This window comes from Mesorhizobium sp. M0410 (genome assembly GCF_040321435.1).
Taxonomy (GTDB): domain Bacteria; phylum Pseudomonadota; class Alphaproteobacteria; order Rhizobiales; family Rhizobiaceae; genus Mesorhizobium.
In genome coordinates this window covers 99,561-125,671 of the sequence record NZ_JAMYRN010000009.1, presented here as the reverse complement: position 1 = coordinate 125,671, position 26,111 = coordinate 99,561, and the positions used below count along the sequence as shown (strand labels likewise).

Sequence of the window (26,111 nt, the reverse complement as noted above, 5' to 3'; positions counted from 1 at the left end):
TCTTCCCGTCCGGTTTTTCGTGCAAGCCGCCTGCCGAACGGACCTTCGATATGCCAAGACGCACCGACATCAAGTCGATCCTGATCATCGGGGCCGGCCCCATCGTCATCGGCCAGGCCTGCGAGTTCGACTATTCCGGCACCCAGGCCTGCAAGGCGCTGAAGGAAGAGGGTTTTCGCGTCATCCTGGTCAACTCCAATCCGGCCACCATTATGACCGATCCGGAGCTGGCCGACGCCACGTACATCGAGCCGATCACGCCCGAAGTGGTGGCCAAGATCATCGCCAAGGAGCGGCCGGACGCGCTGCTGCCGACCATGGGCGGCCAGACCGCGCTCAACACCGCTTTGTCGCTGCGCCGCATGGGCGTGCTCGACCGCTATCAGGTCGAGATGATCGGCGCCGACGCCACCGCAATCGACAAGGCCGAGGACCGCGCTTTGTTTCGCGAGGCGATGAACAAGATCGGCCTGGAAACGCCGAAGTCGATGCTGGCCAACGCCACCGACGTCAAGAATGCCGACCGCAAGACGCACGAGGCCGAACGCGCCGCGCTGAAAGCCGAGAAGCCGGAAAACCTCGACGCCGCGCTCGATGCTCTGGAAACCCGCTGGAACCTCGGCGAAGGTGACCGCAAGCAGCGCTACATCAGCCATGCCATGGCGATTGCAGCACAAGCGCTCGACCATGTCGGCCTGCCCGCAATTATCCGCCCGTCCTTCACCATGGGCGGCACCGGCGGCGGTATTGCCTACAACCGGGCCGAATTCTTCGAGATCGTCCAGTCCGGCCTCGACGCCTCGCCGACCACCGAAGTGCTGATCGAGGAGAGCGTGCTCGGCTGGAAAGAGTACGAGATGGAGGTCGTCCGCGACAAGGCGGACAATTGCATCATCGTCTGCTCGATCGAGAACATCGACCCGATGGGTGTGCACACCGGCGATTCGATCACCGTCGCCCCTGCCCTGACCTTGACCGACAAAGAATACCAGATGATGCGCAACGCCTCGATCGCGGTGCTCCGCGAAATCGGCGTCGAGACCGGCGGCTCCAACGTGCAGTTCGCCGTCAACCCGGCCGATGGCCGTCTGGTGGTGATCGAGATGAACCCGCGCGTCTCGCGCTCGTCGGCGCTCGCTTCCAAGGCGACCGGTTTCCCGATCGCCAAGATCGCGGCCAAGCTCGCTGTCGGCTACACGCTGGACGAGCTCGAGAACGACATCACCGGCGGGGCGACGCCGGCGTCGTTCGAGCCGAGCATTGATTATGTCGTCACCAAGATCCCACGCTTTGCCTTCGAGAAATTCCCCGGCGCCGAGCCGGTGCTGACCACCTCGATGAAGTCGGTTGGCGAGGTCATGGCCATCGGTCGCACCTTCCAGGAATCGCTGCAGAAGGCTTTGCGCGGGCTCGAAACCGGCCTGACCGGTCTGGACGAGATCGAGATCCCCGGCATCGGCCACGGCAGCGCGCCCGCCAGCCATGTCGACGACCGCAACGCCATTCGCGCCGCCTTGGGCACGCCGACGCCGGACCGGTTGCGCATGGTGGCGCAGGCGATCCGCATGGGCACTTCGCTGGAAGACGTGCACGCCATGTGCAAGATCGACCCGTGGTTTCTTGAGCAGATCGCCGGCATCCTCGTCATGGAAGACCGCATCCGCGAGCACGGCATCCCCGAGGACGCCGCCAATCTGCGCATGCTGAAGGCGATGGGTTTCTCCGACGCCCGCCTCGCCTCCCTGGTCAGGAAAGACGTCGAAGAAGTCCAGAAGATTCGCGAAAAGCTCGACGTTCATCCGGTCTACAAGCGCATCGACACTTGCGCCGCCGAGTTCGCCTCGCCCACAGCCTACATGTATTCGACCTATGAAGTGCCGTTCGCCGGCAGTCTCGCCAATGAGGCGCAGGTCTCGTCGCGCAAAAAGGTCGTCATCCTCGGCGGCGGCCCCAACCGCATCGGCCAGGGCATCGAGTTCGACTATTGCTGCTGCCATGCGGCGTTTGCGCTGCGCGACGCCGGCTTCGAGGCGATCATGATCAACTGCAACCCGGAGACCGTCTCGACCGACTACGACACCTCCGACCGGCTCTATTTCGAGCCGCTGACGCCGGAGGATGTGCTGGAGATCCTGCGCACCGAACAGGCCTCGGGCGAGCTCGTCGGCGTCATCGTCCAGTTCGGCGGCCAGACGCCGCTGAAGCTGGCGGATGCGCTGGAGAAGGCCGGCATCCCGATCCTCGGCACTTCGCCCGACATGATCGATCTCGCCGAGGACCGCGACCGCTTCCAGAAGCTGCTGCACAAGCTCGGCCTCAGCCAGCCGAAGAACGGCATCGCCTATTCGGTCGAGCAGGCCCGCCTCGTCGCCGGCGAGCTCGGCTTCCCGCTGGTCGTGCGCCCGTCCTATGTGCTCGGCGGCCGCGCCATGCAGATCATCCACGACGAGAGCATGCTGCAATCCTACCTGCTCGACACCGTGCCCGGCCTGGTGCCGGAGGACATCAAGCAGAAATACCCCAACGACAAGACCGGCCAGATCAACACGCTGCTCGGCAAGAACCCGCTGCTGTTCGACACCTATCTCTCAGGCGCCATCGAGGTCGATGTCGATTGCCTCTGTGACGGCAAGTCGACCTACGTCTCCGGCATCCTGGAACACATCGAGGAGGCCGGCATCCACTCGGGCGACAGCGCCTGCTCGCTGCCGGTGCATTCGCTGCCTTCGAAACTCGTCGACGAGCTGGAGCGCCAGACGGCGGCCCTTGCCCGCGCACTCAATGTCGGCGGCCTGATGAACGTGCAATATGCGATCAAGGACGGCACGGTCTATGTGCTGGAGGTCAACCCGCGCGCGTCGCGCACCGTGCCCTTCGTCGCCAAGACCATCGGCCGGCCCATCGCCAAGATCGCCGCCCGCATCATGGCCGGCGAAAGCCTGGAAGACGCCTTCGCCCATTACGGCGCCATGCCCGACCCCCGCAATCCCGGCCACATCGCCGTCAAGGAAGCAGTCTTCCCCTTCGCCCGCTTCCCCGGCGTCGATATATTGCTCGGCCCGGAAATGCGCTCGACCGGCGAGGTCATGGGTCTCGACCGCGACTTCGCGCTGGCCTTCGCCAAGAGCCAGCTCGGCGCGGGTGTTGATCTCCCCCGCGCGGGCACGCTGTTCGTCTCGGTGCGCGACGAGGACAAGAAAGGCATCCTGCCGGCGGTCAAGCGTCTCGCCGGCCAGGGCTTTAAAGTGCTGGCCACCTCAGGCACGGCGCGCTTCCTCGCCGAGAACGGCGTCGTCGCGGAGAAGATAAACAAGGTGCTGGAAGGCCGCCCGCACATCGAGGACGCCATCCGCAACCGCCAGGTGCAGATCGTCTTCAACACCACGGACGGCCAGAAGGCGGTGTCGGACTCGAAATCGCTGCGCAGGGCGACGCTGATGCAGAAGGTGCCGTATTACACGACGCTGTCGGGCGCGGCGGCGGTGGCCGAGGCGATAGCGGCGTTGCGGGCGGGGAGCCTAGAGGTGCGGCCGCTGCAGGAGTATTTTGCGTGAGGGGCTTCTCCTCCTTTTCGGCAGGGAACCGCATATGACAGCGCCACATATGTGATTACCCTGCGGCGGGAAGCGGGCCGATGAGGATTGTACCGTTTACTTTAGAGCGTAAATTGCCAAACCTAAGCCAACGATGCTTGCGATACTGGCAAAAAAAGCAACAAGTTTGTTTTCAAGAACCCAAGAGACGCTAGTTCGAATACGACCGCCATGCATCTCCCAGCGTGTGGTATTCGTCCTTAGAGAACGATCTTTCACCAACGTTGCGAGATTCGCTAGAATATCCACTTTGCGCAATGTGGATTGATGCAGTCCGCTAAAATTTCGCTCTTCGAACGCTGCCGCTTCTTGCGAGCCCGTCATGAAGTCCAAAGGTCGTATCTGGTTCTTTTCAATTAAAGACTCCATTCGTGGGTGTGATATGTAACCCTTCCCATATATATTTATGATAATTCTCGATAAATCATGCTTTCGTTCGTCGTCAATTACGACAGACGTACCGCCAAGAACTGTATACCGATGCTCGATTGCCGCGAATCCGTAGTTCGCATCACGCATATTCCAGTGCATGAAATGACTGTTCCGGTACGAGCCCACAAATGAAAAGAACGCGTCCAGCATGAGGCGCTCCAATCTATCATAATGCTGCTCAATTTCCCCAAACGCTACGCCTTGGCGCTCAGCAATTTGATGGATAGAAAATGAGTGCGTCTGCGCGTCACTCAACTTGCGAACTGCAATGGACGTGACCCTGGGCGAACGCCCCTCAATTCGATCATAGAAACTTTCGCAAGAGTAGTGAATAACCCACGTATTTTTTGCATCTGAAAAAATGCTGTCAATCTCTCGCCATGCTTCTTTCTGCCGGTTCGCATCTGGGGCGGTCATTGTATACCAAATCGGTTCGAGGCAACTCGGTTTGCGACAATTGGGCTTGTGAGCTATAGTCCCTCAGCCTGTATTTAGACGGGCAAAGAGGGCCGCTGGACATCGGCTTTGGACGCCGAGCCAGCGGCTCCCGTGGTCTCAGCCGAGCTGAGCTTAATTCCCGTTTGGACCGGGAATCAATCTGTGGACGCCATCGCGCGTATTACGTTCGCAATCTTGGCCGCTTCCGCTGGTGTCAGATCGTAGGGCAGCCCCTGCACCTGTATCGTCAAGTCCGGTCTAATTGGGATAGGCAGTATCGAAACTGAAGTAGGCGGCGGCGGCGAGAAATTAGCGAATATTTTTTGAGGAATTTCGTCGGGCGACTTGCTGTCTGCTGTGTTAATCGATTTCGGCCGCTCAGAAGACTTTCTTCCGGACGCCTGCGTAGACGGCCTAAACGACATCGGGTTATCTAAATAATTCTTAAAATCATCAATAGCTGATTTTATCCTACTTTTATATGTGTTTAGGCTGTCTGGGGTATAGTTTGCACCAGAAATATTCGAAAACCGAACAAGAAGCTGATCTAGATCTAAAATCGTGACGTCTTCCGCCTCATCTTTTTCAAGTATAGACAGAACCTTGTTCGCCGATGCCTTGCGAGAGCGGGCAGTCGTCGTGTTCATCAAACCCTTCCTCGCAAGGTAGTCGAGGAACTCAAGAAGGGCTTCGCGTGATCGCTTTCCGTTCATTGCAACCATCCTTTCACGGATAGGCTTAGCAGATTCTGGATAAGTTGCAATGATTTTCGTGTCTGAATAGACGTTGTCCATATCTACAACGCTCGTCAGACGAGTATCCGCTCGTGCCATTACGGCGCTTCGACGATTTCCTTGGTCATGACGATCTCCATGGATTGGGATCGACGTTGGCGCAAAGCCCCTCACCCGCCCTCCGCTTCGCTCGGGCGACCTCTCCCCGAGGGGAGAGGAGACTTGAAGCGCTGGCGCCAACCTCTTCTCCCCTCGGGGAGAAGGTGGCCGCGAAGCGGCCGGATGAGGGGGCCTGCGCCGACTCCGCGATTGCTTGGAGACTATTCTGCCGGTCGGCGAAGGCCAGTGCCCACGCCCGATTTCCTAGAGAAACCCGATGATTCGTCCGGCGAAAAGCACGGACGTCCACAGCATCAGCGAAACCACCGCCAGCACGGTAGCGCCCCCACCCGCCGGCTCCTCTCCGCCCCTTGCCCGGCACACCCGCATAAACGCGAGGAAGTTGGCGCCGGCGAGAAGGATGAGCGCCAGCTTGGCGAGGAAAACCGGCATCGCCGCATACTCCCTCGCCCTGACTGAAAACAGCAGCGCCCCGGTCACAAGCGCGCCTGCAAACGCACTCAACGCCGTGCGGCGCAGCAGCGCGACCAACGGCGCCTGCGGCAGCGAGCGGAAGGCGCCCAGGATCCTGAGGTCCATGAGCCCGACGCTGGTCAGCAGCGCGCCGATCGACATGATGTGCACCGCATTGACTATGGGGTAGGCGACGAAGGAGGCCCTCAGTCCCCGCACCAAGGCGAGTTGCTCGATGCCGGCGAAAAACCCGTCCATTCAGGCCGGCGGCACGCGGTCGGGATAGACGTCATAGGTCTTGCCGCCGACGATGATGCGGACCGCCTTCATGCGCTTTTCGCTCTCGTCGCGCGAGCGGTGGCCGATCGCGGTCACATCGTCGCCGACCTTGGCAACCTCCTCGGTGAAGCCGGCGGCGATCGTGCGCGACGGCGGCGCCATCTCCACCCGCCAGGCCTCTCCCTTCGCGTCGACATCCAGCGTGGCGTGCGGGTTGCCGATATAGATGGCCGTAATCCTGCCCTTGAGCTCGAAGAACCCGTCCTGCGTCCACGACCAGCCATGATGGGCATAGGCTGCGGTGCCGGCGGCAAGGATCACCGCGGCTGCCAGCGCGACGCTCCGGTTGAAAGGTGACAGCATCGCTCGTCTCCTCGGTTCCGGCATTAGAGGGTAGGTCAGCGCGCCGCAGCGTCAAATCACATAGGGTCTGCGCCGCCCCTCATTGTCCTGCCGGGCATTTCTCCCCGTATAGTGACGGGGAGAAAGGTTGCCGTCGCCACGCATTTCGCCAATCTCCAGAGTTTAAGAAAGGGAGCTGAGTTTGCCGCCAGCCCCCTTCTCCCGTCCCTCTACGAGGAGAAGATGCCGGCAGGCAGATGAGGGCGGCGCCGAGCGACGCTAGTGGCAGCATCCTTCCCCATACTGCAGCTGCTCCTGCCAGCTCTGCGCCCTGCCCTCCGGCGTGAAATCCATGAGGTTCCACAGGATCTCGCAGGTGCCTATGGCGCGCGGATCCTGGCCGGGTTCGGGCGGCGCGAAGCCGAGTTCGGAGCTCCAGAAGTGGCGGATGCCGTCGCCGTCGCGGTGGAACACCGACAGCACGGGGAGCTGCGCGCCATCCTCGGCCTCGGCGTGATAGTCGCGCTTGAAGCTGTTGCCGGCCGACGAGACCAGCCGCATATTTTTCCAGCCGCGGTCGCGGCCGAGCGTCAGCAGGTTTTCCAGCGCGGTCTTGGCCACGACAGCGAAATTGTAGCCGGCGGCCTCGAGGTGGCCAATGGCGCCGTCGAACTGATCGAGCAGCGCCGTGCAGGACGGGCAAGGCTGGTCCGGTCTGGGCAGCTTCGCCGTGCCGCCGCTCGTCGCCACGTCGCGCGTCTCCTGCGGATGGCGCGGAAACATCATCGAATAGACGATCAGCGTGTCCTTGCCCGGCGCAAACAGTTCCGAAAGCTTGATCCTGGCCGGCTTGCCGTCCGTGCCGAGCCCGTCGAACACATAATCCTGCGGCACCAGCCCGCCCGTCGGCAGCGCGCGGCGGGCGACCGCCACATCCTCCATGGCGCGGCGCAGCTCGATTTCCTTCCGCAGCAGCTTTTCGCGGGCGGTGCGGTATTCCTGGGACTCGTTGGGAAAGCTGATCATCGTCATCTCCATCTGCCGTGCTTTTTGGCGGCGCGCCGTTCGTGGCAACGCGCCTTGCCTCCCAAGGACGCATCGCGCGAAACGGTTCCGACATTTTTGCGCAGGCGCCGTGGCGACAAGAACCCGGGCTGCCGCCTTCAAAAAGGACGAACGGCGCTCCTCACCCCGCCCAATCCACCTCGATCATCCCCAGCCGCTGATAGAGCCTGACCGCGGCCGCGTTCTCGACGGTATTGGTCTTGAGATCAACATGCGCCGCACCCCTTGCCTGAAACACCGCAAACGCGTAGCGCATCAGCGCCTCGGCTATGCCCTTGCCGCGCGCCTCGGGATGAACGGCAAGATCCTTGACGAACCCCGTCGCCCAGCAGAGCGCCGCGCCCGCCAACCGCCCCTTGCCGTCGATGACCAGGAAACACAAAGCGGGATCGAATTCCGCGTCGCCCGAAATGCGGGGCCACCATTCGTCGAACGGCCCATCGGCGCCGTCGTCGAACACCGCGGTCAAAAGTGCATGCAAAGCGAGCGCATCGGCGGCTTCGAAGCCGCGCATGAAAAAACCTTCCGGCCAGCGCGGCGCCAGAAGCGTGTCGTCGAGGATCTTGCGCAGTCTTATGTCGTTCGGCGCCGGTGGGCGCGGCTCAGGCATCGGGCTGCATGCGGCGGCGCAGGCTGTCGCTGCCGAGGCCGGTTTCGCCCAGCATCCCCTTGCGTTTGGCGTCATAGTAGTAGCCGCTCTGGTAGAGCCGGTCGGCGCGCTTGGGATTGCCGCCCGACACCAGCCAGGCGCCGCGCAGATATTTCACCGCATATTTCAGGTTGGTCTCGGCGTCGAACAGGCCGCTCGCCGGCCCGTCATAGCCCATGCCGCGCGCCGTCGCGTGCTTGATCTGCATCAGCCCCCAATGCCCGTGATTGTAGGCTTTCGGGTTGAAGGTGCTCTCGCGGTTGACGACGCTGCGCACCAGATCGACCGGCACCTCGTACAGCGCGGAATATTTCTCGATCAGCCGCTCGATCTCGCTGCGGGCGCCGGCGTTCGACTGGCCCTCCGCCGGGTCGGTCGCGGCCAGAACGGCCGGGTTTTGCGGCACCGTGTAGGCGACCGGCTGAACGCCGGGCATGGCGGCAGTCTGGCCGGTGACCGGCATGGCGACGGCAGCCACCGCGGTGGCTGGCTGGGCACTGGTGGTCATGACGGCGGGAGCAGTTGCCGCCAGCGGTGTCGGCCCGGCAAAGGCGGCCGCAGACTCGACCGGCAGTGCTGCTGTCTGGGCGGCGCCGGACGGTTCCGGCAGCACCGAAACAGTGTCGGGCAGCGCCAGCGTGAAGCCGGCATCGGTGTTGGCCGCATTTTCGGTGAAGGCCGGTGCCGGGGTCGCCGGCGAAGTCGAGGTGCAGCCGCTGAGAGCGGCCACGGCCAACACCGCCGCTAGGACGGGAAAGAGGAATTTTGCTGGCAAGCGGCGCTCGGGTCCGGTTCGTCGGGTGTTAAGAAGTCCTTACACCAGCATCTTTCCTCGGGCAATCCGCGGTACCCGGTGGTTTTCGGGTGGCGAGCCGGGCCGGGAAATGCGATATTGTTCTGGATTTGTACTTCGAAGGATTCCGGAAAGGAGCAGCGCCATGGACGCCTCTCATGCCACCGCCGGCCACGCGGTCTTCGAAACCGTGCTCGGCTTCATGGGCATCGCCTGGAGCGATGCCGGGCTAACCCGGCTCTGCCTGCCGCAGCGCAATCGCGACGCGGTCGAGCGCCGGCTGCTGCGGCATGCCGCAGACGTCGACCAGGCAGCGAAACCCGAACCGCAATGGGTTGCCGAACTGATCGGGTCGATCAAGGCCTATGCCGCCGGCGAGGATATCGATTTCTCCGGCGTGCCGGTCGATCTCAGCGGCGTCGACGAGTTCCGCCTGGCGATCTATGACGCGGCGCGAAAGCTCGCCTTCGGCGAAACCACCACCTATGGCGAACTGGCCAAACGCGCCGGCCATGCCGGGCTGGCGCGTGAGACGGGCGCGGCACTCGGCGCCAACCCGGTGCCTCTGGTCATTCCCTGTCACCGCATCCTTGCCGCCGGCGGCAAGATCGGCGGATTTTCCGCCCCCGGCGGCTCGGTTACCAAGGAAAAGATGCTGGCAATGGAAGGCGTACGCGTCGGCCCGCCGCCCCCAGCGCAGGTGTCGTTCGGGTTTTAGCTGTGCTGATATTCAGGTGAGGCCGGCACCCCGCGCACCATCTCGACCAGCCTAATCCGGAAGCAGGCGCCGGCGGAAGCGCCGGTCGATCTCCACCCGCTTGCACTTGTAGACGGTGCACGAATTCGTATCGGCACTCGGCACCGAGGCCCGCGCCCTGACCTCGCCGATGTCGCAGAATTGCTGGCTCCGCACATAGCGGTCGTAGAGCGCCAGGCCCGGCACGCGCGTCGATCTGTAGCGCAGGATGACCGCCCCCTCGCGCGCGATCGTCGCCTGCACCTTGCCGCAGCTCATGCGGGTCGGGTCGTAGCGCGAGACCGCCTGCGCCTCGGCGGCCACCAGCGTCAGGCAAGCGGCAAGCAGAACGATTTTCATGTCCCTCTCCCCAAAACCCAGTCGCGCCCGAAGCCGGCGCGATCCTCCCGCGTCAGGCGCGCAACGACGACGCTCTCACGCGATTGGGGCGGCCGTTGGGCAGCGTTGCCGCCGTGCCATTTTCCGCCCCGTCTTGTTTTTTGCGCGAAGGCATATTATATGCGGTCCATTGATATTTCGGCCGATCGATCCGGGCCTCGCGATATTCGCGTTTGCTGACGTTCTATCTCCAAAATCTCGATACAAACCGGCTGGGTTTCGGTCCAGTCAAACTAAAGCAAACGTAAGGACTATCGAAATGGCAACAGGTACGGTCAAGTGGTTTAATTCCACCAAGGGTTTCGGCTTCATTCAGCCTGATAGCGGCGGCGCGGACGTTTTCGTCCACATCTCCGCAGTCGAGCGTGCTGGACTGTCGACCCTGGTCGAAGGCCAGAAGATCAACTTCGAGATCGAGCAGGACCGCCGCACTGGCAAGTCGTCCGCTGGATCTCTGAGCAAGGCGGCCTGATCTTGAAAATGGCGCGCGCCGGGCGATAGCCCGGGGCGCGCGGCAAGTCACGGATGTACTGGCGGTCGCGCGAGAAGCGCGCCGGAGCGAAAGACCCGACAAGCCGAAGCAGCAGATTGCTGCCGGCCCGGCCAAAACGCTCCCGATCAGGCTACCAAGCATGGGAAGGCGGGATTTTGTCCCGCCTTTTTGCTGTCTGAAATCCGGTGAACCGTCGCCTTGGTCCTATGGGACCACTTTGTGGTTGTTTTTACCCCGGTCATTGTACCATCGACCATGAGCAAGCTTGAACAGATTGAGAAATCCGTCGCCGAACTAAGGCCCCGAAGAGCTCAAGGCGTTTGCCGCATGGTTCGAGGCGCTGCAAGCCGACATGTGGGACCGGGAGATCGAAGCCGACGCCAAGGGCGGCAGGCTGGACAAGCTTGCCGAGCAGGCCTTGGCTGATCATCGCGCCGGCCGGACCCGGCCTCTGTGAATCATTTTGCCACTCCCTCGTTTTGGGAGGCCTACGCAAAACTGCCCTCGTTGAGCAAAGGCGTGCGAGCATTCACGCCACTGGCCGAAGGCCACAAGCCCAACGCCCGGAGCGAGCCGCGAAGCGGCGACAAGCATGACTAAGGCAACCAGTCCAGCGGCACATGCCCCGGATCGGCCTCGACCCGTTGCAGCCAGGCGGCAACCGCCGGATAGGCGTCGAGCTGAAACCCGCCCGTCTCGGCCGTATGCGTATAGGCATAGAGCGCGATGTCGGCGACGCTGAGCGCACTGCCGGCGAAGAAGCTGCTCCCGGCCAGGTGCTGGTCCATGACGCCGAGCGCCTTATTGCCGCGCTCCAGCGTCACCGCCAGCCGCTCGGGTGTCGCGTCTTTCGCGCGTTCTGGAAAGGTCAGTAGCGCCCTGCGCACCGCGATATAAGGCTCGTGGCTGTATTGCTCGAAGAACAGCCACTGATAGGCCAGCGCGCGTTCGTATCTGTCCGCCGGCAGGAACCGCGTGCCTTCGGCGAGGTAGAGCAGGATGGCGTTGGATTCGGCCAGCCGCCGGCCGTCGTCGAGTTCGAGCAGCGGCACCATGGCGTTCGGGTTCTTGGCGACATAGTCGGGCTTGCGCGTCTCGCCGGTATGCGAGCTGACCTCGACATTGGTGAAAGGGATGCCGAGCTTGGCCATCAACAGGCGCGGCTTGTAGCAATTGCCGCTGTCGATCATTCCATAGAGTATCATCGATGCTCCCCTTGCTCGCAACCACCCGTCTCAAGGCTTGATCCAGCCTCTATCGCGGCAGCGGCGGCTTCATCCAGTGATTTGTTTTGGCGTAACCATCAGCGCCGCTGATGCATTACAGGATATGTCGAGATTCAAGTCAGGCCGAGCCGAGAAGGGCGGGTTCCGAGAACCGGAGCGGAGCGTACTTTTTGGGTACGTGAGCACCGGAAGCGCAGGACCCCCCGTTCGCAGGCCGGCATCACTTGAATATCGGCATATCCTAGCCGAACAAGGGGATGACGTTGCTATCCCTGCCAAGCAGCCTGTCGATCGACAGCGGCTCCTCGTCGAACAGCGTACCGGCCAGCGCCGGCCGGGCAAGGTAAAAGCCCTGCAGCAGGTCGACGCCGCCATCCAGCGCGACGCGCAGATGCGTGGCGTTCTCGATGCCTTCGACCAGCACCTTGGCGCCGCGATCGTGCAGCGTCGAAACCAGTGGCCGGAAAAACCGCTCGGCGGCGGCATGGCGGCAGAATTCGGCGAACCAGGTGCCGTCGATCTTGACGATGTCGGGCTGCACGAGGGCGACCCTTTCTTCGGTAGAATGCCCGGTGCCGAAATCGTCGATGGCGATGCGGACGCCGTCGCGCCGCATCTCGCGCGCCAGGCTGACAAGCACCTTGTCGCCGGCAGCCTGCTCGGTGATCTCGCAGACCAGCATGCCGGGATGCAGGCCGAAATCCGCCAGATGCCTGGTCATCAGCCTGATTTCGGCCAGCGCCCGTGCGGGGTCATCGTTTATCAGCGGATTGTAGTTGAAGAACAGGTCGAGCCCGTCGACGCCGATGTTGCGGAAGTTGCGCAAATGCAGCACCCGGCACATGGTTTCGACAAACAGCCGATCCGCTGCCGGCACACCTTCGAAGAAGATTTGCGGCGCCACCGGCCTGCCTGCACGATGCGGCTCGATCAGTCCCTCGACCGCGACGGCGGCGAGAAACCTGCCGCGCGGCGCGAAGACCGGCTGGTAGGCGCTCCTCAGCCGGAATGCGCCGTAGACGCCATATTCGATGCCGACCTCGTCGGCAAAGATCGCCTCGCCGACCTTGCGCCGCATGTCGGCCCGCCCGGTCACGATGTCACCCTGCGGCCAAAGGCCCGCATCGGCCGCCGCGATGGCGAAACGGCCGCAGAAACCTTCTCAGCATCGGCCGGCACCGCGGCCGCCTGCCCGCTCTTGTCGAAGACGTGGAAGCTGGTTGGCGCAAGCTCGGGGCGCGCCAGCACATAGCCCTGCACCATCGAGGCGCCCGACTTTTCGGCAAGCTCGAGCTGCCAGCCCGTCTCGATGCCCTCGAATACCGTTCGGATGCCTTGCTCTTCGAAGCTTGTCACCATGGCGGTCAGCAAGGCGAAGCCGGCACCGGACTCCATCAGCGTCATGATCCAGTCGGCGTCGAACTTGACGATGTCTGGCCTGAGTTCCTTGATGCGATTGATGTCGGATTCGTCGGCGCCGTAATCGTCGACCGCAATGCGCAAACCATTGCCCCTGAGCGCCTCGACGAAATTGTAGAGCGTTTCCTGCGACGCCGATTTCTGCTCGGTGACCTCGCAGACGACGCGGCGCGGATCGATGTCGGCCTCGTGCAGCACCAGCCGCATGTCGCGCAGCGCCTTGTCGGCGATGCTGCGATCGGTGAACACCGATGGATCGAAGTTGATGAAGATGGAGGCGTCTCGCGGCAGGCAGGCGCCGGCGTTCAGCAGGTGCAGCGTCCGTGTCAGCGCCTCGATATGCAGGCGATCGACCGCCGGACAGCTGTTGAAGAAACTCATTGGCGGCTGCGGCTCGCCTTCGCGGAACGGCCGGATCAGCCCCTCGAACGCGACGACGGACAGCTTGCCCTTGTTGAAGGCGAAGATCGGCTGGAAAGCGCTTTGCAGCGTATAGACCCCCCAGACACCGCTGGCGGTGCCGTCATCATGGCGGACGATATGGGCAAGCTCGATGCTGCGCGTCACGGTTCCTCGCTATGCGAGACAGGCGGACCGGCTACGGTCCCTGCCGTTCAAGCTTTTACCGATCGTTGATGAATTTATTGTTGCCAGCATTGCGCGCTGGCTCATTCGACAATGCCTGCGCTGGGCTTGCGCTTGACCAGATGATGCGACATGAGAGGCGCCGCGGCGCCTTCGCCGCGCCGGTCCTTCCTGGAGATATCTGTCATGGCCTTTCTTGCCGACGCCCTTTCCCGCGTAAAGCCTTCCGCGACCATCGCGGTGACGCAGAAGGCGCGCGAGCTGAAAAACGCCGGCCGCGACGTGATCGGGCTGGGCGCCGGCGAGCCGGACTTCGACACCCCCGACAACATCAAGAGCGCCGCGATCGAGGCCATCCGCCGCGGCGAAACTAAATATCCGCCGGTCTCCGGCATCGTGCCGCTGCGCGAGGCGATCGCGAAAAAATTCAAGCGCGAGAACAATCTTGACTACCGGCCGGAGCAGACCATCGTCGGCACCGGCGGCAAGCAGATCCTGTTCAACGCCTTCATGGCGACGCTGAACCCCGGCGACGAGGTGATCATCCCGCGGCCTTACTGGGTGAGCTATCCCGAAATGGTGGCGATCTGCGGCGGCACCTCGACTTTTGCCGACACCTCGATCGACAACGGCTTCAAGCTGACGGCGGCCGTGCTGGAAAAGGCGATCGCGCCGCGCACCAAATGGCTGTTGATGAACTCGCCGTCGAACCCCTCGGGCGCCGCCTATACCGAAGCGGAGCTCAAGAGCCTGGCCGACGTACTGTTGAAGCATCCCCACGTCTGGGTGCTGACCGACGACATGTACGAGCACCTGACCTATGGCGACTTCGTCTTCAAGACCATCGCCGACGTCGAGCCTAAGCTCTATGAGCGCACGCTGACCATGAACGGCGTGTCGAAAGCCTATGCCATGACCGGCTGGCGCATCGGCTATGCAGCAGGCCCGGTGCCGCTGATCAAGGCGATGGACATGATCCAGGGCCAGCAGACCTCCGGCGCCTGCACCATCGCCCAATGGGCGGCGGTCGAAGCGCTGAACGGGCCGCAGGATTTCATCCCGAAGAACAAGGCGATCTTCCAAGGCCGGCGCGATCTCGTCGTCTCGATGCTCAACCAGGCACGCGGCATCACCTGCCCATCGCCGGAGGGTGCGTTCTACGTCTATCCCTCCTGTGCCCAGCTGATCGGCAAGACGACCAAGAGCGGCAAGGTGATCGACAGTGACGAAACCTTTTGCTCGGAACTGCTCGAGGCCGAGGGCGTGGCGGTTGTTTTCGGCTCGGCCTTTGGCCTCGGCCCGAACTTCCGCATCTCCTACGCCACGTCGGAGGCTCTGCTCGAAGAAGCCTGCACGCGCATCCAGCGCTTCACCGCCGCGCTGGTCTGAGACGTTTCAGCCGCCATACTGCTCGTCGCTGACCTTCTCCAGCCAGTCGGCATGCACGCCCTCCAGCGCCTCCTGCATGGCGATGTGCGTCATCGCCGATTTCGGCGCGGCGCCGTGCCAGTGCTTTTCGCCGGGCGCAAAGGAGACGACGTCGCCGGCCCTGATCTCCTGGATCGGCCCGCCCCAGCTTTGCGCGAGACCGGCACCGGACGTGACGTAGAGCGTCTGGCCGAGCGGATGCGTATGCCAGTGGGTCCGGGCGCCGGGCTCGAAACTGACCAGTGTGGCGCGTAGCCGCGCCGGTGCCTCCTTCTCGATGATCGGCGTCTGCAAAACCCGGCCAGTGAAGTATTTTTCCGGCGCAACAATCGTCGGCACGCTGCCACAGCCAATAATCTTCATCGTCGCAAATCCTCGATCCAATCCAGTGTCTTAGAGACTACCACTTTCGTCCGATGCCGGCTGCATCTCCTGCCGGCTGCGGGCAAAACGCGGCCAGAACAGGCCGGCACGTCCGCTATAGGCCTGGTAGGCACCGGCCAACCTTGTACGTGAAAATTTTCGCTCTTCGTCCAAGGCCGCGATCACATAGATCGCAACGATGCCGGCGACCGGCACGACCGCCCACACCGACCAGGTCGCGATACCCCATCCGATCCAGAAGATGATGTAGGATGTGTAGAACGGATGACGGACATGGCTATAAGGGCCTTCGGTCACCAGGCTGTCGGGATTGTCCGGATCAAACGCGAAACGCAGCCGCGCCTTGCGCGAAACCGAGATCGCCCACCAGAACAGCGCCGAGCTTGCCAGTTCGACGGCAAACCCGCCGATCTTCGCTGCAACCGGTTGCCGCTCGATCCACAGCAGCGCCAGAAAGAACAGCGCCGTGCCGACCACGACGGCCGAAATGATCATGGCGCCTTGAGACATGCTCGGCGACTGGAAATGCCCGCGCATCGACCAGGCATATTGGCCGAGCGTCGCGATGCTGCTGATCGAGAGGAGAAGGTCGAGCGTGGATTCCATCATCAGGCTCCGGGGGTTAGCTGTGGTGGATTCGGCCATCATAGCCGGCAGAAACCGAGAAATCATTTCTTAACCACCGTTCTAAACAACATGGTGACCTCAGCATGCGATGTTGACCTCGAGACAATTCGAAGGTCCAACCGGATATGGCCGTTTCCCACCGCACGATCCGCACGCCGCAAGCGGATTTGCGCCTCAGCCAGTCGTCGGGACCCGGCATCCCGCTTGTCCTGATCCACGGCTCGGGCAGTTCGCGCACCGTATTCGCCCGCCAGTTCGACAGCCCGTTGGCCGCCGCCCATCGGCTGATTGCTTTCGACCTGCCCGGCCATGGCGAATCGTCGGACGCCCGCGATCCGGCGACGGACTATACCATCGCCGGCCTTGCCCAATCGGCGGCTCAGCTCCTCGATGCCTTGGGCATCGGTCGCGCCGTTGTCTTCGGCTGGTCTCTTGGCGGGCACGTGGCAATCGAGCTCGCGAGTTTTCACCGCGCCGTCGGCGGGCTGATGCTGACCGGCGCGCCGCCGGTATCGAAGGGCCCTTTCGGCATGCTGCGCGGCTTCCACGCGCATTGGGACATGCTGCTGGCGTCAAAAAAGACGTATTCCGAACGCGATGCCGAGCGCTTCGAAACGCTCTGCTTCGGCGATACCGCCGACCCGTCCTTTCGCAAAACCATCCTGCGCACCGACGGCCGGCTGCGCGCCGCGGTGACGCGCGGCATGCTCACCGGCAAGGGCGCCGACCAGAGACAAGTGGTCGAGCAAGCCGCGTTTCCGGTCGCTATCGTCAATGGCGAGAACGATCCGTTCGTCCGGCTCGGTTATTTTGAAACGCTCGCCTGCGGCTCGCTGTGGGAGCATTGCCACATCATTCCCGGTGCCGGGCATGCGCCTTTTTGGGAGCGTGCGGACCTGTTCAACCCGTTGCTCGCGCGCTTTGCCGAGACGGTGGCAGTACAGCGCGTCGACGCAACGCCACTGGCGTCGCGCCGAACCGGCACCGGCTGAACCGGCCCCAACTTCAAATCCCTTCAACCTCAAATCCCTTGCCCTCCCGGCCTGCCCGTGGGACGATGCCCTTTGGGTAGGTGGCAAATTGAAAAAAGCCTCGCCCGCGACGGCCGACAGGCCGGCCGCCGCTCACAGGGAAACGCCTGAGTGGAGGTCAGCCATGGGTACTCGCGCCGGAGGACGACGCACGGGACCGAAATGCATTGCCATAGTCGGTCCCTTTGCAAGCGGTAAGACGACACTTCTCGAAGCCATACTCGCCCGTACAGGCGCCATTCCCCGCCAGAATCCCGTTTCGTCCGGAAATACCGTTTCCGATCATTCGCCCGAAGCGCGCGCTCACGGCATGAGTGTCGAGGCGACCTTCGCCACCACCGATTTCATGGGCGAGCCGTTCACCTTCGTCGATTGTCCCGGCTCCATCGAATTCTCCTTCGAAGCCGAGCCGGTGCTGGCTGCCTGCGACGTCGCCGTGGTCGTCGCCGAGGCTGACGAGAAGAAGATCCCTGCCCTGCAGCTGATCATGCGCAAGCTCGACGATCTCGGCGTGCCGCGTATGCTGTTCCTGAACAAGGTCGACAAGGCGATATCAGGCGTGCGCGACACGCTGAAGATGCTGCAGCCGGCAAGCACGGTGCCATTGCTGCTGCGCCAGATCCCGCTGCGCAAGGACGGCGTCGTCATCGGCTCGATCGACCTCGCTCTGGAGCGTGCCTACATCTATCGCGAATATGCCGAGAGCGAGGTCGCCCAGATCCCGAGCGACGACAAGGCGCGCGAGCTCGAGGCGCGCTTTTCCATGCTGGAGACGCTCGCCGACCATGACGACCGCCTGATGGAGCAATTGCTGGACGAGATCGAACCGCCAAAGGACGCGATCTTCGATGACCTCGCCGCGGATCTGCGCGACGGCACGGTGACCCCGGTGCTGATCGGCACCGCCGAGAAGGGCAACGGTGTGCTGCGCCTGTTGAAGGCGATCCGTCACGACGCACCCGATATCGCGGCGACGCGCCAGCGTCTCGGCGCTCCCGACGGCAATGCCACCGTGGTCCAGGTGATGAAGACCATCCACACCGCGCATGGCGGCAAGCTGTCGGTCTCGCGCATCCTGTCCGGTCAGGTCGCCGACGCCGCCGAGCTGTTCCTTCCCAGCGGCGAGACGGCAAAGGTCTCCGGCATCTACAAGATGCTCGGCAAGGACCAGGTCAAGCTGACGTCGGCCAAGGCCGGCGACACGGTGGCGCTCGGCAAGCTGGACGCCGTCAGGACCGGCCAGACGCTGAGCTCGACCAAGGGCGGCATCAAGCCGCTGGTCACGCTGACCCCGCCGCAACCGGTCTTCGCCTTCGCGCTGCGGCCGAAAGAGCGCAAGGACGAGGTCAAGATGTCGGCGGCCATCCAGCGCCTGGCCGAGGAAGATCCCTCGCTCAGTCTGCATCACAACCAGGATTCAGCCGAAACCGTGCTGTCCGGTCATGGCGAGATGCATGTGCGCGTCGTGCGCGAGCGGCTGGAAGGCAAGAACCAGATCCCGGTTGAAGGCCATGTGCCGGCCGTGCCCTATCGGGAGACGATCCGAAAAGCGACGCAGCAGCGCGGCCGCCACAAGAAACAATCGGGCGGCCACGGCCAGTTCGGCGACGTAGTGCTGGAGATCAAGCCGCTGCCGCGCGGGTCAGGTTTCCAGTTCACCGATACGATCACCGGCGGCGTCGTGCCGAAGACGTACATCCAGTCGGTCGAGACCGGCGTGCGCGATTACCTGAAATCCGGCCCGCTCGGCTTTCCGGTCGTCGATGTTGCCGTCAACCTTTCCGACGGCTCCTACCATGCGGTGGATTCCTCCGACATGGCCTTCCAGATGGCGGCGAAGCTGGCGATGAAGGAAGGCATGGCCGCCTGCTCGCCGGTGCTGCTCGAACCGGTGATGAAGGTCGAGATCGTCACGCCGTCGGATGCGACGTCGAAGATCATCGCGCTGATCCCGCAGCGGCGCGGCCAGATCCTCGGCTACGACGCGCGGCCCGACTGGCCGGGATGGGACGTGGTCGAGGCGACCATGCCGCAGGCCGAGATCGGCGACCTCATCATCGAGCTGCGCTCGGCCACGGCTGGTGTCGCCAGCTATCGGGCCGTCTTCGACCACATGGCCGAACTCACCGGGCGGTTGGCCGACGAAGCGCTGAACGCCAACGGCAAGGCCGCCTGAACAGCAGCTTGCGGCGGCCAGAACACAAGGAAGCAAACAAGGAAACGGCGCCCGGATCATTCGGGCGCCGTTTCGTTGCGGACCGACTTCGTGGGAGGCGAAACGGCAGGTCCGCCGCATGCTTGCCGCCGGTGTCTGGCGGCGGAGGATGGTTCGGACGCGGTAGCTGCCTGAGCCCGGGTCGTCCGAGTGATGCCCCCATCCCCCGGACGAGCCACACCGCGTCCTATGCTCTGCTTACCCGATTTGGCGTGCCAACGCATGTTACCCGAGGTTACATGTCACTGTTACGCGCCAGTTCCGGCCGATTTTCCGGCGAAGTGTTGGTTTCGGGCAACAAAAAAGCCGGATCAATGAAGACCCGGCTGAGTTTGATTGGAAGTGCCTGTTAAGGCTAACCTCCAGAGGGGAACACTCGAGAGCGCTAATGGGAGGAGAACGCGCTCAGGAGATGATCTATATATGTGCTCTTCATGCCCAAGAAACAAGCATCTATTTTGCAACACTCACATGCAAAAAGGCGCCGGCTGTGGTCTAATCCGTCCCGAAGCGCAATAGGACCAGTTGAATCGCTGAAATACAGCGTGCGGCAAGGCAAAAATCGATCCGCAGCCGCGAATCAGCAGCGATTCCTGCTCGGAAAGTCGAAAAACGCAGAATGACGTGGAATCGTGCAGCACGCGTTTGTTTTTTCGGCAGCCAGACCTTGCTGGTGCATGCCGCCCAAAAAGCCCGCCATCGAGCTTGACCTGAGGGTGTAGCGGTTTGGGTTACATGCCGGACAAGACCTGAAGCGCTTTGCAGGAGACCGTTCAAGGCCGCACCCGTAAGGAGAGCTATATGCGAGCCACTTCGGCGATCGCCGGCAGCGTCATCTTCCTTGCGGCAGCGCCCGGCGTGGTCGCCGGACTGCTGCCTTGGCTGCTGACCGATCGCTATCGCCTGCCCTGGTCGAGACTGCTCGGTTTCGTTCCTGTGGGCTGGCTGCTGATTGTGGCCGGCACAATCGTGCTGCTGCACGCCTTTGCCCGTTTTGCTCTGGAGGGCCTGGGTACGCCAGCCCCGGTCGCGCCGACCGGGAGGCTGGTCGTCGGCGGCATCTATCGCCATGTCCGCAACCCGATGTACGTCGCCGTGCTGTCGATCGTCCTCGGCCAGGCACTGCTGTTTTCGAGCGGGACGGTCGCCGCCTATCTAGTCATCGCCGCGGCCGCCATGATCTCCTTCGTAAAACTATATGAGGAACCGACGCTTGCCCGCCGCTACGGCGCCGAATACGAAGCCTACCGCCGGGCCGTACCAGGCTGGCTGCCCCGGCTGACGCCTTGGCGCGGCTAATTTCTGGACGCCGACAATTGGCGAAACCGGTGAGACAGCTCCTTTCTCCCCGTCACCATACGGGGAGAAGTGCCCGGCAGGGCGATGGGGGGGCATCAGGACTGCCCATCGAAGGGCAAGTGCGACGAAGGCTGGCGCTGCCCCTTCTCTGGCTGCCGCCATCTTCTCCACGTATAGTGACGGGAAGAAGGACGAATTCGCCGAAGCCTTCGCCATCGCCCGACGTTGCTCAGAAGTCGACGAGCGGCACTGGTAACTAAAACGACCAGCTGCGCGCCTTGGCGATGATGAAATCGCGGAAGACATGCAGCTTCGCCTGGTTCTTCATCGCGTCGGGATAGGCGAAATAGGTATCGAAGGACGGCACTTCGGTTTCGGGCAACAACTGCACCAGCCCGGAATCCTTGCTGACCACATAATCCGGCAGCATGGCGATGCCGGCGCCGCCCTGCACCGCTCGCTTGATCGACAGAATGTCGTTGATCTGCAGCGTCGGCACCCTTTGCCCACCTTCGAAATCGCCGACCGTCTCCAGCCAGTTCAGTTCCGACAGATGCGCCGGCACCGGCACGCCGAAGGTGACGATGCGATGGGCCTTCAGCTCGGCGATCGAATTCGGCTTGCCGTATTTGTTCACATAGGAGGGCGCCGCGTAGAGATGGAAATGCACGGTGAACAGGCGGCGCTGGATGAGGTCCGGCTGCTGCGGCTGGCGCAGCCTGATGGCGCAGTCGGCCTGGCGCATGGTGAGATCGAGCTCCTCATTGGCCAGGATGAGCTGCAGGCTGACCTCGGGATAGAGCTCGATGAATTCCTGCACGCGCTCGGTCAGCCAGCCGGCGCCGAGGCCGACCGTGGTCGTCACCCTGAGCACGCCGGAGGGCCGGTCCTTGGTTTCGGTCAATCGTGATTTGATGGTTTCGAGCTTCATCAGCACGTCGTGTGCCGTGCGGAACAGCATCTCGCCCTGCTCGGTCAGCACCAGGCCGCGGGCATGGCGATTGAACAGCGGCACGCCGACGTCATGCTCGAGCGCGCTGACCTGCCGCGAGATCGCCGATTGCGACAAATGCAGTGTTTCCGCGGCATGGGTGAACGACCCCGCTTCCGCCGCGGCGTGAAACACGCGTAGCTTGTCCCAATCCAACGCCATGATTTCCCCTCGTCCTGTTTTCTGGCGTCCGCCTGTTTTGGCGTCTGAATGAAAAATCAGGCTTTTGCGCGGCTTGTCTCAGCCGCTTGTTCAACAATCACTCCGCCGCTTCGCGGTGAACCTCGATCCCCGCCAAATATTTTTCCGCCTCGAGCGCGGCCATGCAGCCGAGACCGGCCGCCGTCACCGCCTGGCGGTAGATGTCGTCGGTCACATCGCCGGCGGCGAACACACCCGGCATATCGGTGCGGGTCGAATCCGGCGCCGTCCACAGATAGCCGTTCGGCTTCTGCTTCAGCTTGCCGGCAAACAGCTCGACCGCCGGCGCGTGGCCGATCGCCACGAACACGCCGTCGACCACCAGATGCATCTCCTGCCCGGTCACCACGTTGCGCAGCTTCAGCCCTTCGACCGACGGCGGCAGCGGCGCCTTGCCGGGCCTGCCGGTGATCTCGTCGACCACCGTGTCCCAGATGATGCGGACATTGTCTTTCTGCAGCAGCCGCTCGCGCAGGATGCGCTCGGCGCGGAAATCGCTGCGCCTGTGGATAACGGTGACGCTCTTGGCCAGGTTGGAGAGATAGAGCGCTTCCTCCACAGCCGAATTGCCGCCGCCGATCACCGCGACATCCTTGCCGCGATAGAAGAAGCCGTCGCAGGTGGCGCAGGCGGAGACGCCAAAACCCATGAAGGTCTGTTCGCTCGGAATGCCCAGCCATTTCGCCTGCGCGCCGGTGGCGATGATCAGCGCGTCGGCGGTATAGATCGTGCCGGAATCGCCCTTGGCGCGGAACGGCCGCACGTTCAGGTCGACCTCGGTGATGATGTCGTTGACGATGTCGGTGCCGACATGCTCGGCCTGCCTGAGCATTTCGCTCATCAGCCATGGACCCTGGATCGGTTCGGCGAAGCCCGGATAGTTTTCGACGTCGGTGGTGATCATCAGTTGCCCGCCCTGCTGCAGGCCGGCGACCAGCATTGGCTTGAGCATGGCGCGGGCGGCATAGATTGCCGCTGTATAGCCGGCGGGGCCGGAGCCGATGATGAGAACAGGCGCGTGCTTGGTGATCATGAAAAGCCTCTGCGGGGAGCAGCCATGGATTGTGGCATAAACTCTCGTCGATTGTTGCGCGTAATGTAAGTGTTGCCTGCGACGCCAGCAAGGCAAGTTGCCGTTCGTCCCCGGAAAGCTTCGGCACCGGCGACGGCGACAAGCAACCGCAGCGAGATGATGCGAAAATCCTCGATCCAGCGGATGGAATAGACAGCAAAGTCGTTTAACTACAAAGTCGCGAAAGATTCTTTCGCGTCACCACGGAAGCCGCCATGCCGATCAAGGCCGATCTCGATGCCATCGACTGGAAGATCCTGCGCGAGCTTCAGCAGGACGGACGCATGACCAATGTCGAACTGTCGAGCCGCGTCGGCATTTCGGCGCCGCCGTGCCTGCGCCGCGTCCGGCGGCTGGAAGAAGCCGGCATCATCCGCGGCTACCGTGCCCTGCTCAACGCTCCGGCACTCGGCCTCGACGTCGTCGCCTTCTGCCTGATCGGCCTGCATCACCAGGCTGATGCCGAGCTCAAGACCTTCGCCGAGCGCACCCGCGGCTGGCCGATCGTGCGCGATGCCTGGATGGTGTCGGGCGAATCCGATTTCCTGCTGCATTGCGTGGCGAGCGATCTCGGCACCTTCCAGACCTTCGTCATCGAGGAACTGGCCTCGGCCCCAAATGTCGACACGGTGCGAACCGCGCTGACCATCCGCCGGGTCAAGGACGAAGGGCTGGTGGCGTTTTCGGCTTGAGACCAGGCAAAGCGCCGGAGAAACAAAATCCGGAAACAAAAAACCCGCCTCGGCGGGCGGATCGTCGGTGGGAATCATCACCACAGTTAAATTAGTAGCATAGCTGCCGGCACAAAGCAAGAACAAAATGTGGCTATGCGTCAAATAATAATCGCTACAGACTGGCGCTGCCCTCACCTTGCCCTCCCCGTGAAGGACGGGGGAGGGGTCGCCAGCGTTGCGGCTACTTCTCCTCGTTGACAATTGACGGCCTCTACTGGCCTGGCGCAATCACCCTGCGTCGCAGAGGCGCGTTTCGACCAGTTCGCAGAGATGGTGGTAAAGGCACAAATGCCCCTGCTGGATGATCGGCGTCGAGGTCGAGGGTACGTTGAGCAGGATGTCGGAGAGCGGCTTCAGCTTGCCGCCGGTGTCGCCGGTCAGGCTGACCACCGTCATGCCCATCATGCGCGCTTGCTGGGCGGCGGCGAGGATGCTTGGCGAATTGCCGCTGGTCGAGATGGCGAGCAGCACGGCGCCTGCCGAACCATGCGCCTCGACCTGGCGCGCAAACACCGTGTCGAAGCCGTAATCATTGCCCCAGGCGGTCAGCACCGCCGCGTTGGCCGGCAGCGCGATGACGTTGTAGGCCTTGCGCTCCCTGAGGAAGCGGCCGACCAGCTCGCCGGCGATATGGATGGCGTCGCTGGCCGAACCACCATTGCCGGCTATCAGCAGCGCCTTGCCCTGCGAAAGCGCGGCGACGACGGCGCTGACCGCCCGCTCCATCTCGCTGGTCAGGTCGCGCTCGATCATCGCCGAAATCGCGGCCGCCGAGCGGGCCAGGTAATCGTTCAGTTCGGACATGAAACCCTCAGTTCCCGGCGCGCAGTCTGCCGATGGTGCCGGTCGTGCTCTTGCCGGCGACGAGATCGACCAGCACGACGCGCCCCCCGGCCTTCTGCACGACATCGGCGCCAACCACCTGATCGACCGTATAGTCAGCGCCCTTGACCAGTATGTCGGGGCTCAGCGCCTCGATCAGTGAAAGCGGCGTATCCTCCTCGAAGATGACGACGGCGTCGACCGAGGCAAGTGCTGCAAGCACGCAGGCCCGGTCATGCTGGTCGTTGACCGGGCGTCCCGGCCCTTTCAGCCGGCGCACCGAGGCATCGCTGTTGAGGCCGAGCACCAGCCGGTCGCACTGGCTGCGCGCCGCATGCAACAGGCTGACATGGCCGGCATGCAGGATATCGAAACAGCCATTGGTGAAGCCGACGCTCAAGCCCTCGTCCTTCCACGCAGCCACCAGCCGTGCTGCGGCGGCGGCATCGAGGATCGCATCCTTGTGGGCGACCGGACCATGCGAGCGAAACAGCGCACCGGTGAGTTCCTCGATCGTCAGCCGCGCGGTGCCGCGCTTGCCGACGACGACGCCGCCGGCGGCGTTGGCGATCGATCCGGCCATCACACGATCAGCCCCTGCTGCAAGAGCCAGCGCGAAGGTCGCGATTACCGTGTCGCCGGCGCCCGAAACGTCGAACACTTCGCGCGCCTGCGTGGCGATATGGCGGGCGTCGTCCGCACCGACGACGCTCATGCCCTTTTCGCTGCGCGTCGCGACGACGAAATCGAAACCGTGCGCCGAAATCAGCTTGCGCGCCGCCGCCTCGATCTGGTCATCGGCAAACACTGCGCGGCCGACCGCCTCGCCGAGTTCCTTGCGGTTGGGCGTGATTGCCGTCGCGCCGGCATAACGCGCATAATCCCTACCCTTCGGGTCGACCAGCACCGGCTTGCCCGCTTCCCGGCAGATCGAGATCAGCTCACCGGCGACGCCGTCGAGCAGCACGCCCTTGCCATAGTCGGACAGGATGACGATGTCGGCGCGCACCAGCGCTTCGCGAAAATGCCCGACCAATGTCGCGTGCTCGGCATCGCCCAGCGGCTTGATTTCCTCTTCGTCGAAACGCAGCACCTGCTGGTTGAGCGCGCTGAAGCGGCTTTTGGACGACGTCATGCGATCGGCATCCTGTGCCAGCCCACCGGTGTCGACGCCAAATTCGCCGAGCATGCGCATGAGGTTCTTGCCGGCCTCGTCGGCGCCGATCACCGAGACCGGTATGACGGCAGCGCCGAGCGAAACGATATTGGCGACGACATTGCCGGCGCCGCCCATCGCCAGCGTTTCGCCGCGCCCGTGCAGCACGGGGATCGGCGCTTCCGGCGAAATGCGCTCGATCACGCCGTTAACGAAACGGTCGAGTATGAAATCGCCGACCACCAGCACGGTGGCGCTGCCGAAGCGCGAAATGGCGCGGTGAAGTGGTTCAGGAGAGGGCAGCTTGATCATGTTAACGCGCGGGAGGGCCGATTTTCGGTGACGGGGAATTCGATTGGCAGGGCCGGCCGTTCATGGCGATGCCGATATACCGC

The 26,111-nt window shown here is 63.1% G+C and carries 25 protein-coding genes; 8 read left to right on the top strand and 17 right to left on the bottom strand.

Annotated features, from left to right (window positions below):
• Positions 1–50 precede the first annotated feature (50 nt).
• On the top strand, positions 51–3,554 hold the full coding sequence (carB, locus tag NKI63_RS15485; RefSeq protein WP_352822155.1) for a carbamoyl-phosphate synthase large subunit: 3,504 nt from the start codon (positions 51–53) through the stop codon (positions 3,552–3,554).
• A gap of 96 nt (positions 3,555–3,650) precedes the next feature.
• On the opposite strand, the gene NKI63_RS15480 is transcribed toward carB, so the two are convergent.
• From NKI63_RS15480 to NKI63_RS15450, 7 genes are all read right to left on the bottom strand, one after another.
• Positions 3,651–4,442: a hypothetical protein gene (locus NKI63_RS15480; protein WP_352822153.1), complete on the bottom strand. Its 792-nt coding sequence runs from the start codon at positions 4,440–4,442 to the stop codon at positions 3,651–3,653.
• 176 nt (positions 4,443–4,618) lie between these two features.
• A complete protein-coding gene (locus tag NKI63_RS15475) occupies positions 4,619–5,257 on the bottom strand; it encodes a hypothetical protein (protein ID WP_352740186.1) in 639 nt (212 codons plus the stop codon).
• Positions 5,258–5,560: 303 nt separating this feature from the next.
• A complete protein-coding gene (locus tag NKI63_RS15470; RefSeq protein WP_352740184.1) occupies positions 5,561–6,028 on the bottom strand; it encodes a hypothetical protein in 468 nt (155 codons plus the stop codon).
• The gene (locus tag NKI63_RS15465; protein WP_352740182.1) at positions 6,029–6,412 is read right to left on the bottom strand and encodes a DUF6152 family protein; all 384 of its coding nucleotides are present in this window, start codon (positions 6,410–6,412) and stop codon (positions 6,029–6,031) included.
• Positions 6,413–6,670: 258 nt separating this feature from the next.
• Positions 6,671–7,417 carry a DUF899 family protein gene (locus NKI63_RS15460; RefSeq protein WP_352740181.1) on the bottom strand — a complete coding sequence of 249 codons (747 nt, stop codon included), beginning with the start codon at positions 7,415–7,417 and terminating at the stop codon, positions 6,671–6,673.
• 160 nt (positions 7,418–7,577) lie between these two features.
• Positions 7,578–8,066, bottom strand: coding sequence for a GNAT family N-acetyltransferase (locus NKI63_RS15455; protein WP_352704194.1), 489 nt, complete (start codon positions 8,064–8,066; stop codon positions 7,578–7,580).
• A complete protein-coding gene (locus NKI63_RS15450; protein ID WP_352822148.1) occupies positions 8,059–8,835 on the bottom strand; it encodes a transglycosylase SLT domain-containing protein in 777 nt (258 codons plus the stop codon). The genes NKI63_RS15455 and NKI63_RS15450 overlap by 8 nt, the downstream gene beginning before the upstream one ends.
• A gap of 208 nt (positions 8,836–9,043) precedes the next feature.
• Here NKI63_RS15450 and NKI63_RS15445 point away from each other — a divergent pair, with 208 nt between their 5' ends.
• Positions 9,044–9,616 (top strand): methylated-DNA--[protein]-cysteine S-methyltransferase, encoded by a 573-nt coding sequence (locus NKI63_RS15445; RefSeq protein ID WP_352740178.1) that lies wholly within the window; start codon positions 9,044–9,046, stop codon positions 9,614–9,616.
• A 51-nt stretch (positions 9,617–9,667) separates the two neighbouring features.
• Here NKI63_RS15445 and NKI63_RS15440 read toward each other — a convergent pair whose 3' ends face one another.
• Complete coding sequence (locus NKI63_RS15440) at positions 9,668–9,994, bottom strand: hypothetical protein (RefSeq protein ID WP_352477837.1); 327 nt, start codon at positions 9,992–9,994, stop codon at positions 9,668–9,670.
• A 298-nt stretch (positions 9,995–10,292) separates the two neighbouring features.
• On the opposite strand from NKI63_RS15440, the gene NKI63_RS15435 reads away from it, so the two are divergent.
• Positions 10,293–10,505, top strand: coding sequence for a cold-shock protein (locus tag NKI63_RS15435; RefSeq protein ID WP_023678332.1), 213 nt, complete (start codon positions 10,293–10,295; stop codon positions 10,503–10,505).
• 617 nt (positions 10,506–11,122) lie between these two features.
• Here NKI63_RS15435 and NKI63_RS15425 read toward each other — a convergent pair.
• The 3 genes from NKI63_RS15425 to NKI63_RS15415 form a co-directional block, all read right to left on the bottom strand.
• Entirely contained in the window at positions 11,123–11,731 is a 609-nt protein-coding gene (locus NKI63_RS15425) for a glutathione S-transferase family protein (protein ID WP_352506738.1), read from the bottom strand.
• 262 nt (positions 11,732–11,993) lie between these two features.
• A complete protein-coding gene (locus NKI63_RS15420; RefSeq protein ID WP_352477841.1) occupies positions 11,994–12,848 on the bottom strand; it encodes an EAL domain-containing protein in 855 nt (284 codons plus the stop codon).
• Positions 12,845–13,738 (bottom strand): EAL domain-containing protein, encoded by an 894-nt coding sequence (locus NKI63_RS15415; RefSeq protein WP_352822144.1) that lies wholly within the window; start codon positions 13,736–13,738, stop codon positions 12,845–12,847. The genes NKI63_RS15420 and NKI63_RS15415 overlap by 4 nt, the downstream gene beginning before the upstream one ends.
• Positions 13,739–13,942: 204 nt before the next feature.
• On the opposite strand from NKI63_RS15415, the gene NKI63_RS15410 reads away from it, so the two are divergent.
• Entirely contained in the window at positions 13,943–15,145 is a 1,203-nt protein-coding gene (locus NKI63_RS15410; protein ID WP_352506735.1) for a pyridoxal phosphate-dependent aminotransferase, read from the top strand.
• A 6-nt stretch (positions 15,146–15,151) separates the two neighbouring features.
• Here NKI63_RS15410 and NKI63_RS15405 read toward each other — a convergent pair whose 3' ends face one another.
• Together NKI63_RS15405 and NKI63_RS15400 are read right to left on the bottom strand one after the other, a co-directional pair.
• Complete coding sequence (locus NKI63_RS15405) at positions 15,152–15,547, bottom strand: (R)-mandelonitrile lyase (RefSeq protein ID WP_352506734.1); 396 nt, start codon at positions 15,545–15,547, stop codon at positions 15,152–15,154.
• 30 nt (positions 15,548–15,577) lie between these two features.
• Positions 15,578–16,174, bottom strand: a complete 597-nt coding sequence (locus tag NKI63_RS15400) for a methyltransferase family protein (protein ID WP_352687802.1) — start codon at positions 16,172–16,174, stop codon at positions 15,578–15,580.
• Positions 16,175–16,320: 146 nt separating this feature from the next.
• On the opposite strand from NKI63_RS15400, the gene NKI63_RS15395 reads away from it, so the two are divergent.
• The 3 genes from NKI63_RS15395 to NKI63_RS15385 all read left to right on the top strand — a co-directional run bounded on the left by NKI63_RS15395 (position 16,321) and on the right by NKI63_RS15385 (position 20,740).
• The gene (locus NKI63_RS15395) at positions 16,321–17,187 is read left to right on the top strand and encodes an alpha/beta fold hydrolase (RefSeq protein WP_352477851.1); all 867 of its coding nucleotides are present in this window, start codon (positions 16,321–16,323) and stop codon (positions 17,185–17,187) included.
• Positions 17,188–17,350: 163 nt separating this feature from the next.
• Positions 17,351–19,402, top strand: a complete 2,052-nt coding sequence (locus NKI63_RS15390; protein ID WP_352506731.1) for an elongation factor G — start codon at positions 17,351–17,353, stop codon at positions 19,400–19,402.
• 840 nt (positions 19,403–20,242) lie between these two features.
• Complete coding sequence (locus tag NKI63_RS15385) at positions 20,243–20,740, top strand: methyltransferase family protein (RefSeq protein ID WP_352506730.1); 498 nt, start codon at positions 20,243–20,245, stop codon at positions 20,738–20,740.
• Between the two features lie 256 nt (positions 20,741–20,996).
• On the opposite strand, the gene NKI63_RS15380 is transcribed toward NKI63_RS15385, so the two are convergent.
• On the bottom strand, positions 20,997–21,893 hold the full coding sequence (locus NKI63_RS15380) for a LysR family transcriptional regulator (RefSeq protein WP_023719100.1): 897 nt from the start codon (positions 21,891–21,893) through the stop codon (positions 20,997–20,999).
• 97 nt (positions 21,894–21,990) lie between these two features.
• On the bottom strand, positions 21,991–22,965 hold the full coding sequence (trxB, locus tag NKI63_RS15375; protein ID WP_254819256.1) for a thioredoxin-disulfide reductase: 975 nt from the start codon (positions 22,963–22,965) through the stop codon (positions 21,991–21,993).
• Positions 22,966–23,219: 254 nt separating this feature from the next.
• On the opposite strand from trxB, the gene NKI63_RS15370 reads away from it, so the two are divergent.
• Positions 23,220–23,696 carry an Lrp/AsnC family transcriptional regulator gene (locus tag NKI63_RS15370; protein WP_023678347.1) on the top strand — a complete coding sequence of 159 codons (477 nt, stop codon included), beginning with the start codon at positions 23,220–23,222 and terminating at the stop codon, positions 23,694–23,696.
• Between the two features lie 270 nt (positions 23,697–23,966).
• Here NKI63_RS15370 and NKI63_RS15365 read toward each other — a convergent pair whose 3' ends face one another.
• Positions 23,967–24,542: a D-sedoheptulose-7-phosphate isomerase gene (locus NKI63_RS15365; RefSeq protein WP_254819255.1), complete on the bottom strand. Its 576-nt coding sequence runs from the start codon at positions 24,540–24,542 to the stop codon at positions 23,967–23,969.
• Positions 24,543–24,549: 7 nt separating this feature from the next.
• Positions 24,550–26,028 carry a D-glycero-beta-D-manno-heptose-7-phosphate kinase gene (rfaE1, locus tag NKI63_RS15360; protein WP_352506728.1) on the bottom strand — a complete coding sequence of 493 codons (1,479 nt, stop codon included), beginning with the start codon at positions 26,026–26,028 and terminating at the stop codon, positions 24,550–24,552.
• Positions 26,029–26,111 lie beyond the last annotated feature (83 nt).

Excerpts from the sequence above, each read along its gene's own strand:
- NKI63_RS15370 (WP_023678347.1), top strand. The coding sequence starts at position 23,220 with ATGCCGATCAAGGCCGATCTCGATGCCATCGACTGGAAGATCCTGCGC.
- NKI63_RS15465 (WP_352740182.1), bottom strand. The coding sequence starts at position 6,412 with ATGCTGTCACCTTTCAACCGGAGCGTCGCGCTGGCAGCCGCGGTGATC.
- NKI63_RS15445 (WP_352740178.1), top strand. The coding sequence starts at position 9,044 with ATGGACGCCTCTCATGCCACCGCCGGCCACGCGGTCTTCGAAACCGTG.
- NKI63_RS15405 (WP_352506734.1), bottom strand. The coding sequence starts at position 15,547 with ATGAAGATTATTGGCTGTGGCAGCGTGCCGACGATTGTTGCGCCGGAA.
- NKI63_RS15425 (WP_352506738.1), bottom strand. The coding sequence starts at position 11,731 with ATGATACTCTATGGAATGATCGACAGCGGCAATTGCTACAAGCCGCGC.
- carB (WP_352822155.1), top strand. The coding sequence starts at position 51 with ATGCCAAGACGCACCGACATCAAGTCGATCCTGATCATCGGGGCCGGC.
- NKI63_RS15400 (WP_352687802.1), bottom strand. The coding sequence starts at position 16,174 with ATGGAATCCACGCTCGACCTTCTCCTCTCGATCAGCAGCATCGCGACG.
- NKI63_RS15365 (WP_254819255.1), bottom strand. The coding sequence starts at position 24,542 with ATGTCCGAACTGAACGATTACCTGGCCCGCTCGGCGGCCGCGATTTCG.
- trxB (WP_254819256.1), bottom strand. The coding sequence starts at position 22,965 with ATGATCACCAAGCACGCGCCTGTTCTCATCATCGGCTCCGGCCCCGCC.
- NKI63_RS15380 (WP_023719100.1), bottom strand. The coding sequence starts at position 21,893 with ATGGCGTTGGATTGGGACAAGCTACGCGTGTTTCACGCCGCGGCGGAA.
- NKI63_RS15470 (WP_352740184.1), bottom strand. The coding sequence starts at position 6,028 with ATGGACGGGTTTTTCGCCGGCATCGAGCAACTCGCCTTGGTGCGGGGA.
- NKI63_RS15480 (WP_352822153.1), bottom strand. The coding sequence starts at position 4,442 with ATGACCGCCCCAGATGCGAACCGGCAGAAAGAAGCATGGCGAGAGATT.
- NKI63_RS15455 (WP_352704194.1), bottom strand. The coding sequence starts at position 8,066 with ATGCCTGAGCCGCGCCCACCGGCGCCGAACGACATAAGACTGCGCAAG.
- NKI63_RS15435 (WP_023678332.1), top strand. The coding sequence starts at position 10,293 with ATGGCAACAGGTACGGTCAAGTGGTTTAATTCCACCAAGGGTTTCGGC.
- NKI63_RS15460 (WP_352740181.1), bottom strand. The coding sequence starts at position 7,417 with ATGATCAGCTTTCCCAACGAGTCCCAGGAATACCGCACCGCCCGCGAA.
- NKI63_RS15395 (WP_352477851.1), top strand. The coding sequence starts at position 16,321 with ATGGCCGTTTCCCACCGCACGATCCGCACGCCGCAAGCGGATTTGCGC.
- NKI63_RS15440 (WP_352477837.1), bottom strand. The coding sequence starts at position 9,994 with ATGAAAATCGTTCTGCTTGCCGCTTGCCTGACGCTGGTGGCCGCCGAG.
- NKI63_RS15390 (WP_352506731.1), top strand. The coding sequence starts at position 17,351 with ATGGGTACTCGCGCCGGAGGACGACGCACGGGACCGAAATGCATTGCC.
- NKI63_RS15475 (WP_352740186.1), bottom strand. The coding sequence starts at position 5,257 with ATGGACAACGTCTATTCAGACACGAAAATCATTGCAACTTATCCAGAA.
- NKI63_RS15410 (WP_352506735.1), top strand. The coding sequence starts at position 13,943 with ATGGCCTTTCTTGCCGACGCCCTTTCCCGCGTAAAGCCTTCCGCGACC.
- NKI63_RS15385 (WP_352506730.1), top strand. The coding sequence starts at position 20,243 with ATGCGAGCCACTTCGGCGATCGCCGGCAGCGTCATCTTCCTTGCGGCA.
- rfaE1 (WP_352506728.1), bottom strand. The coding sequence starts at position 26,028 with ATGATCAAGCTGCCCTCTCCTGAACCACTTCACCGCGCCATTTCGCGC.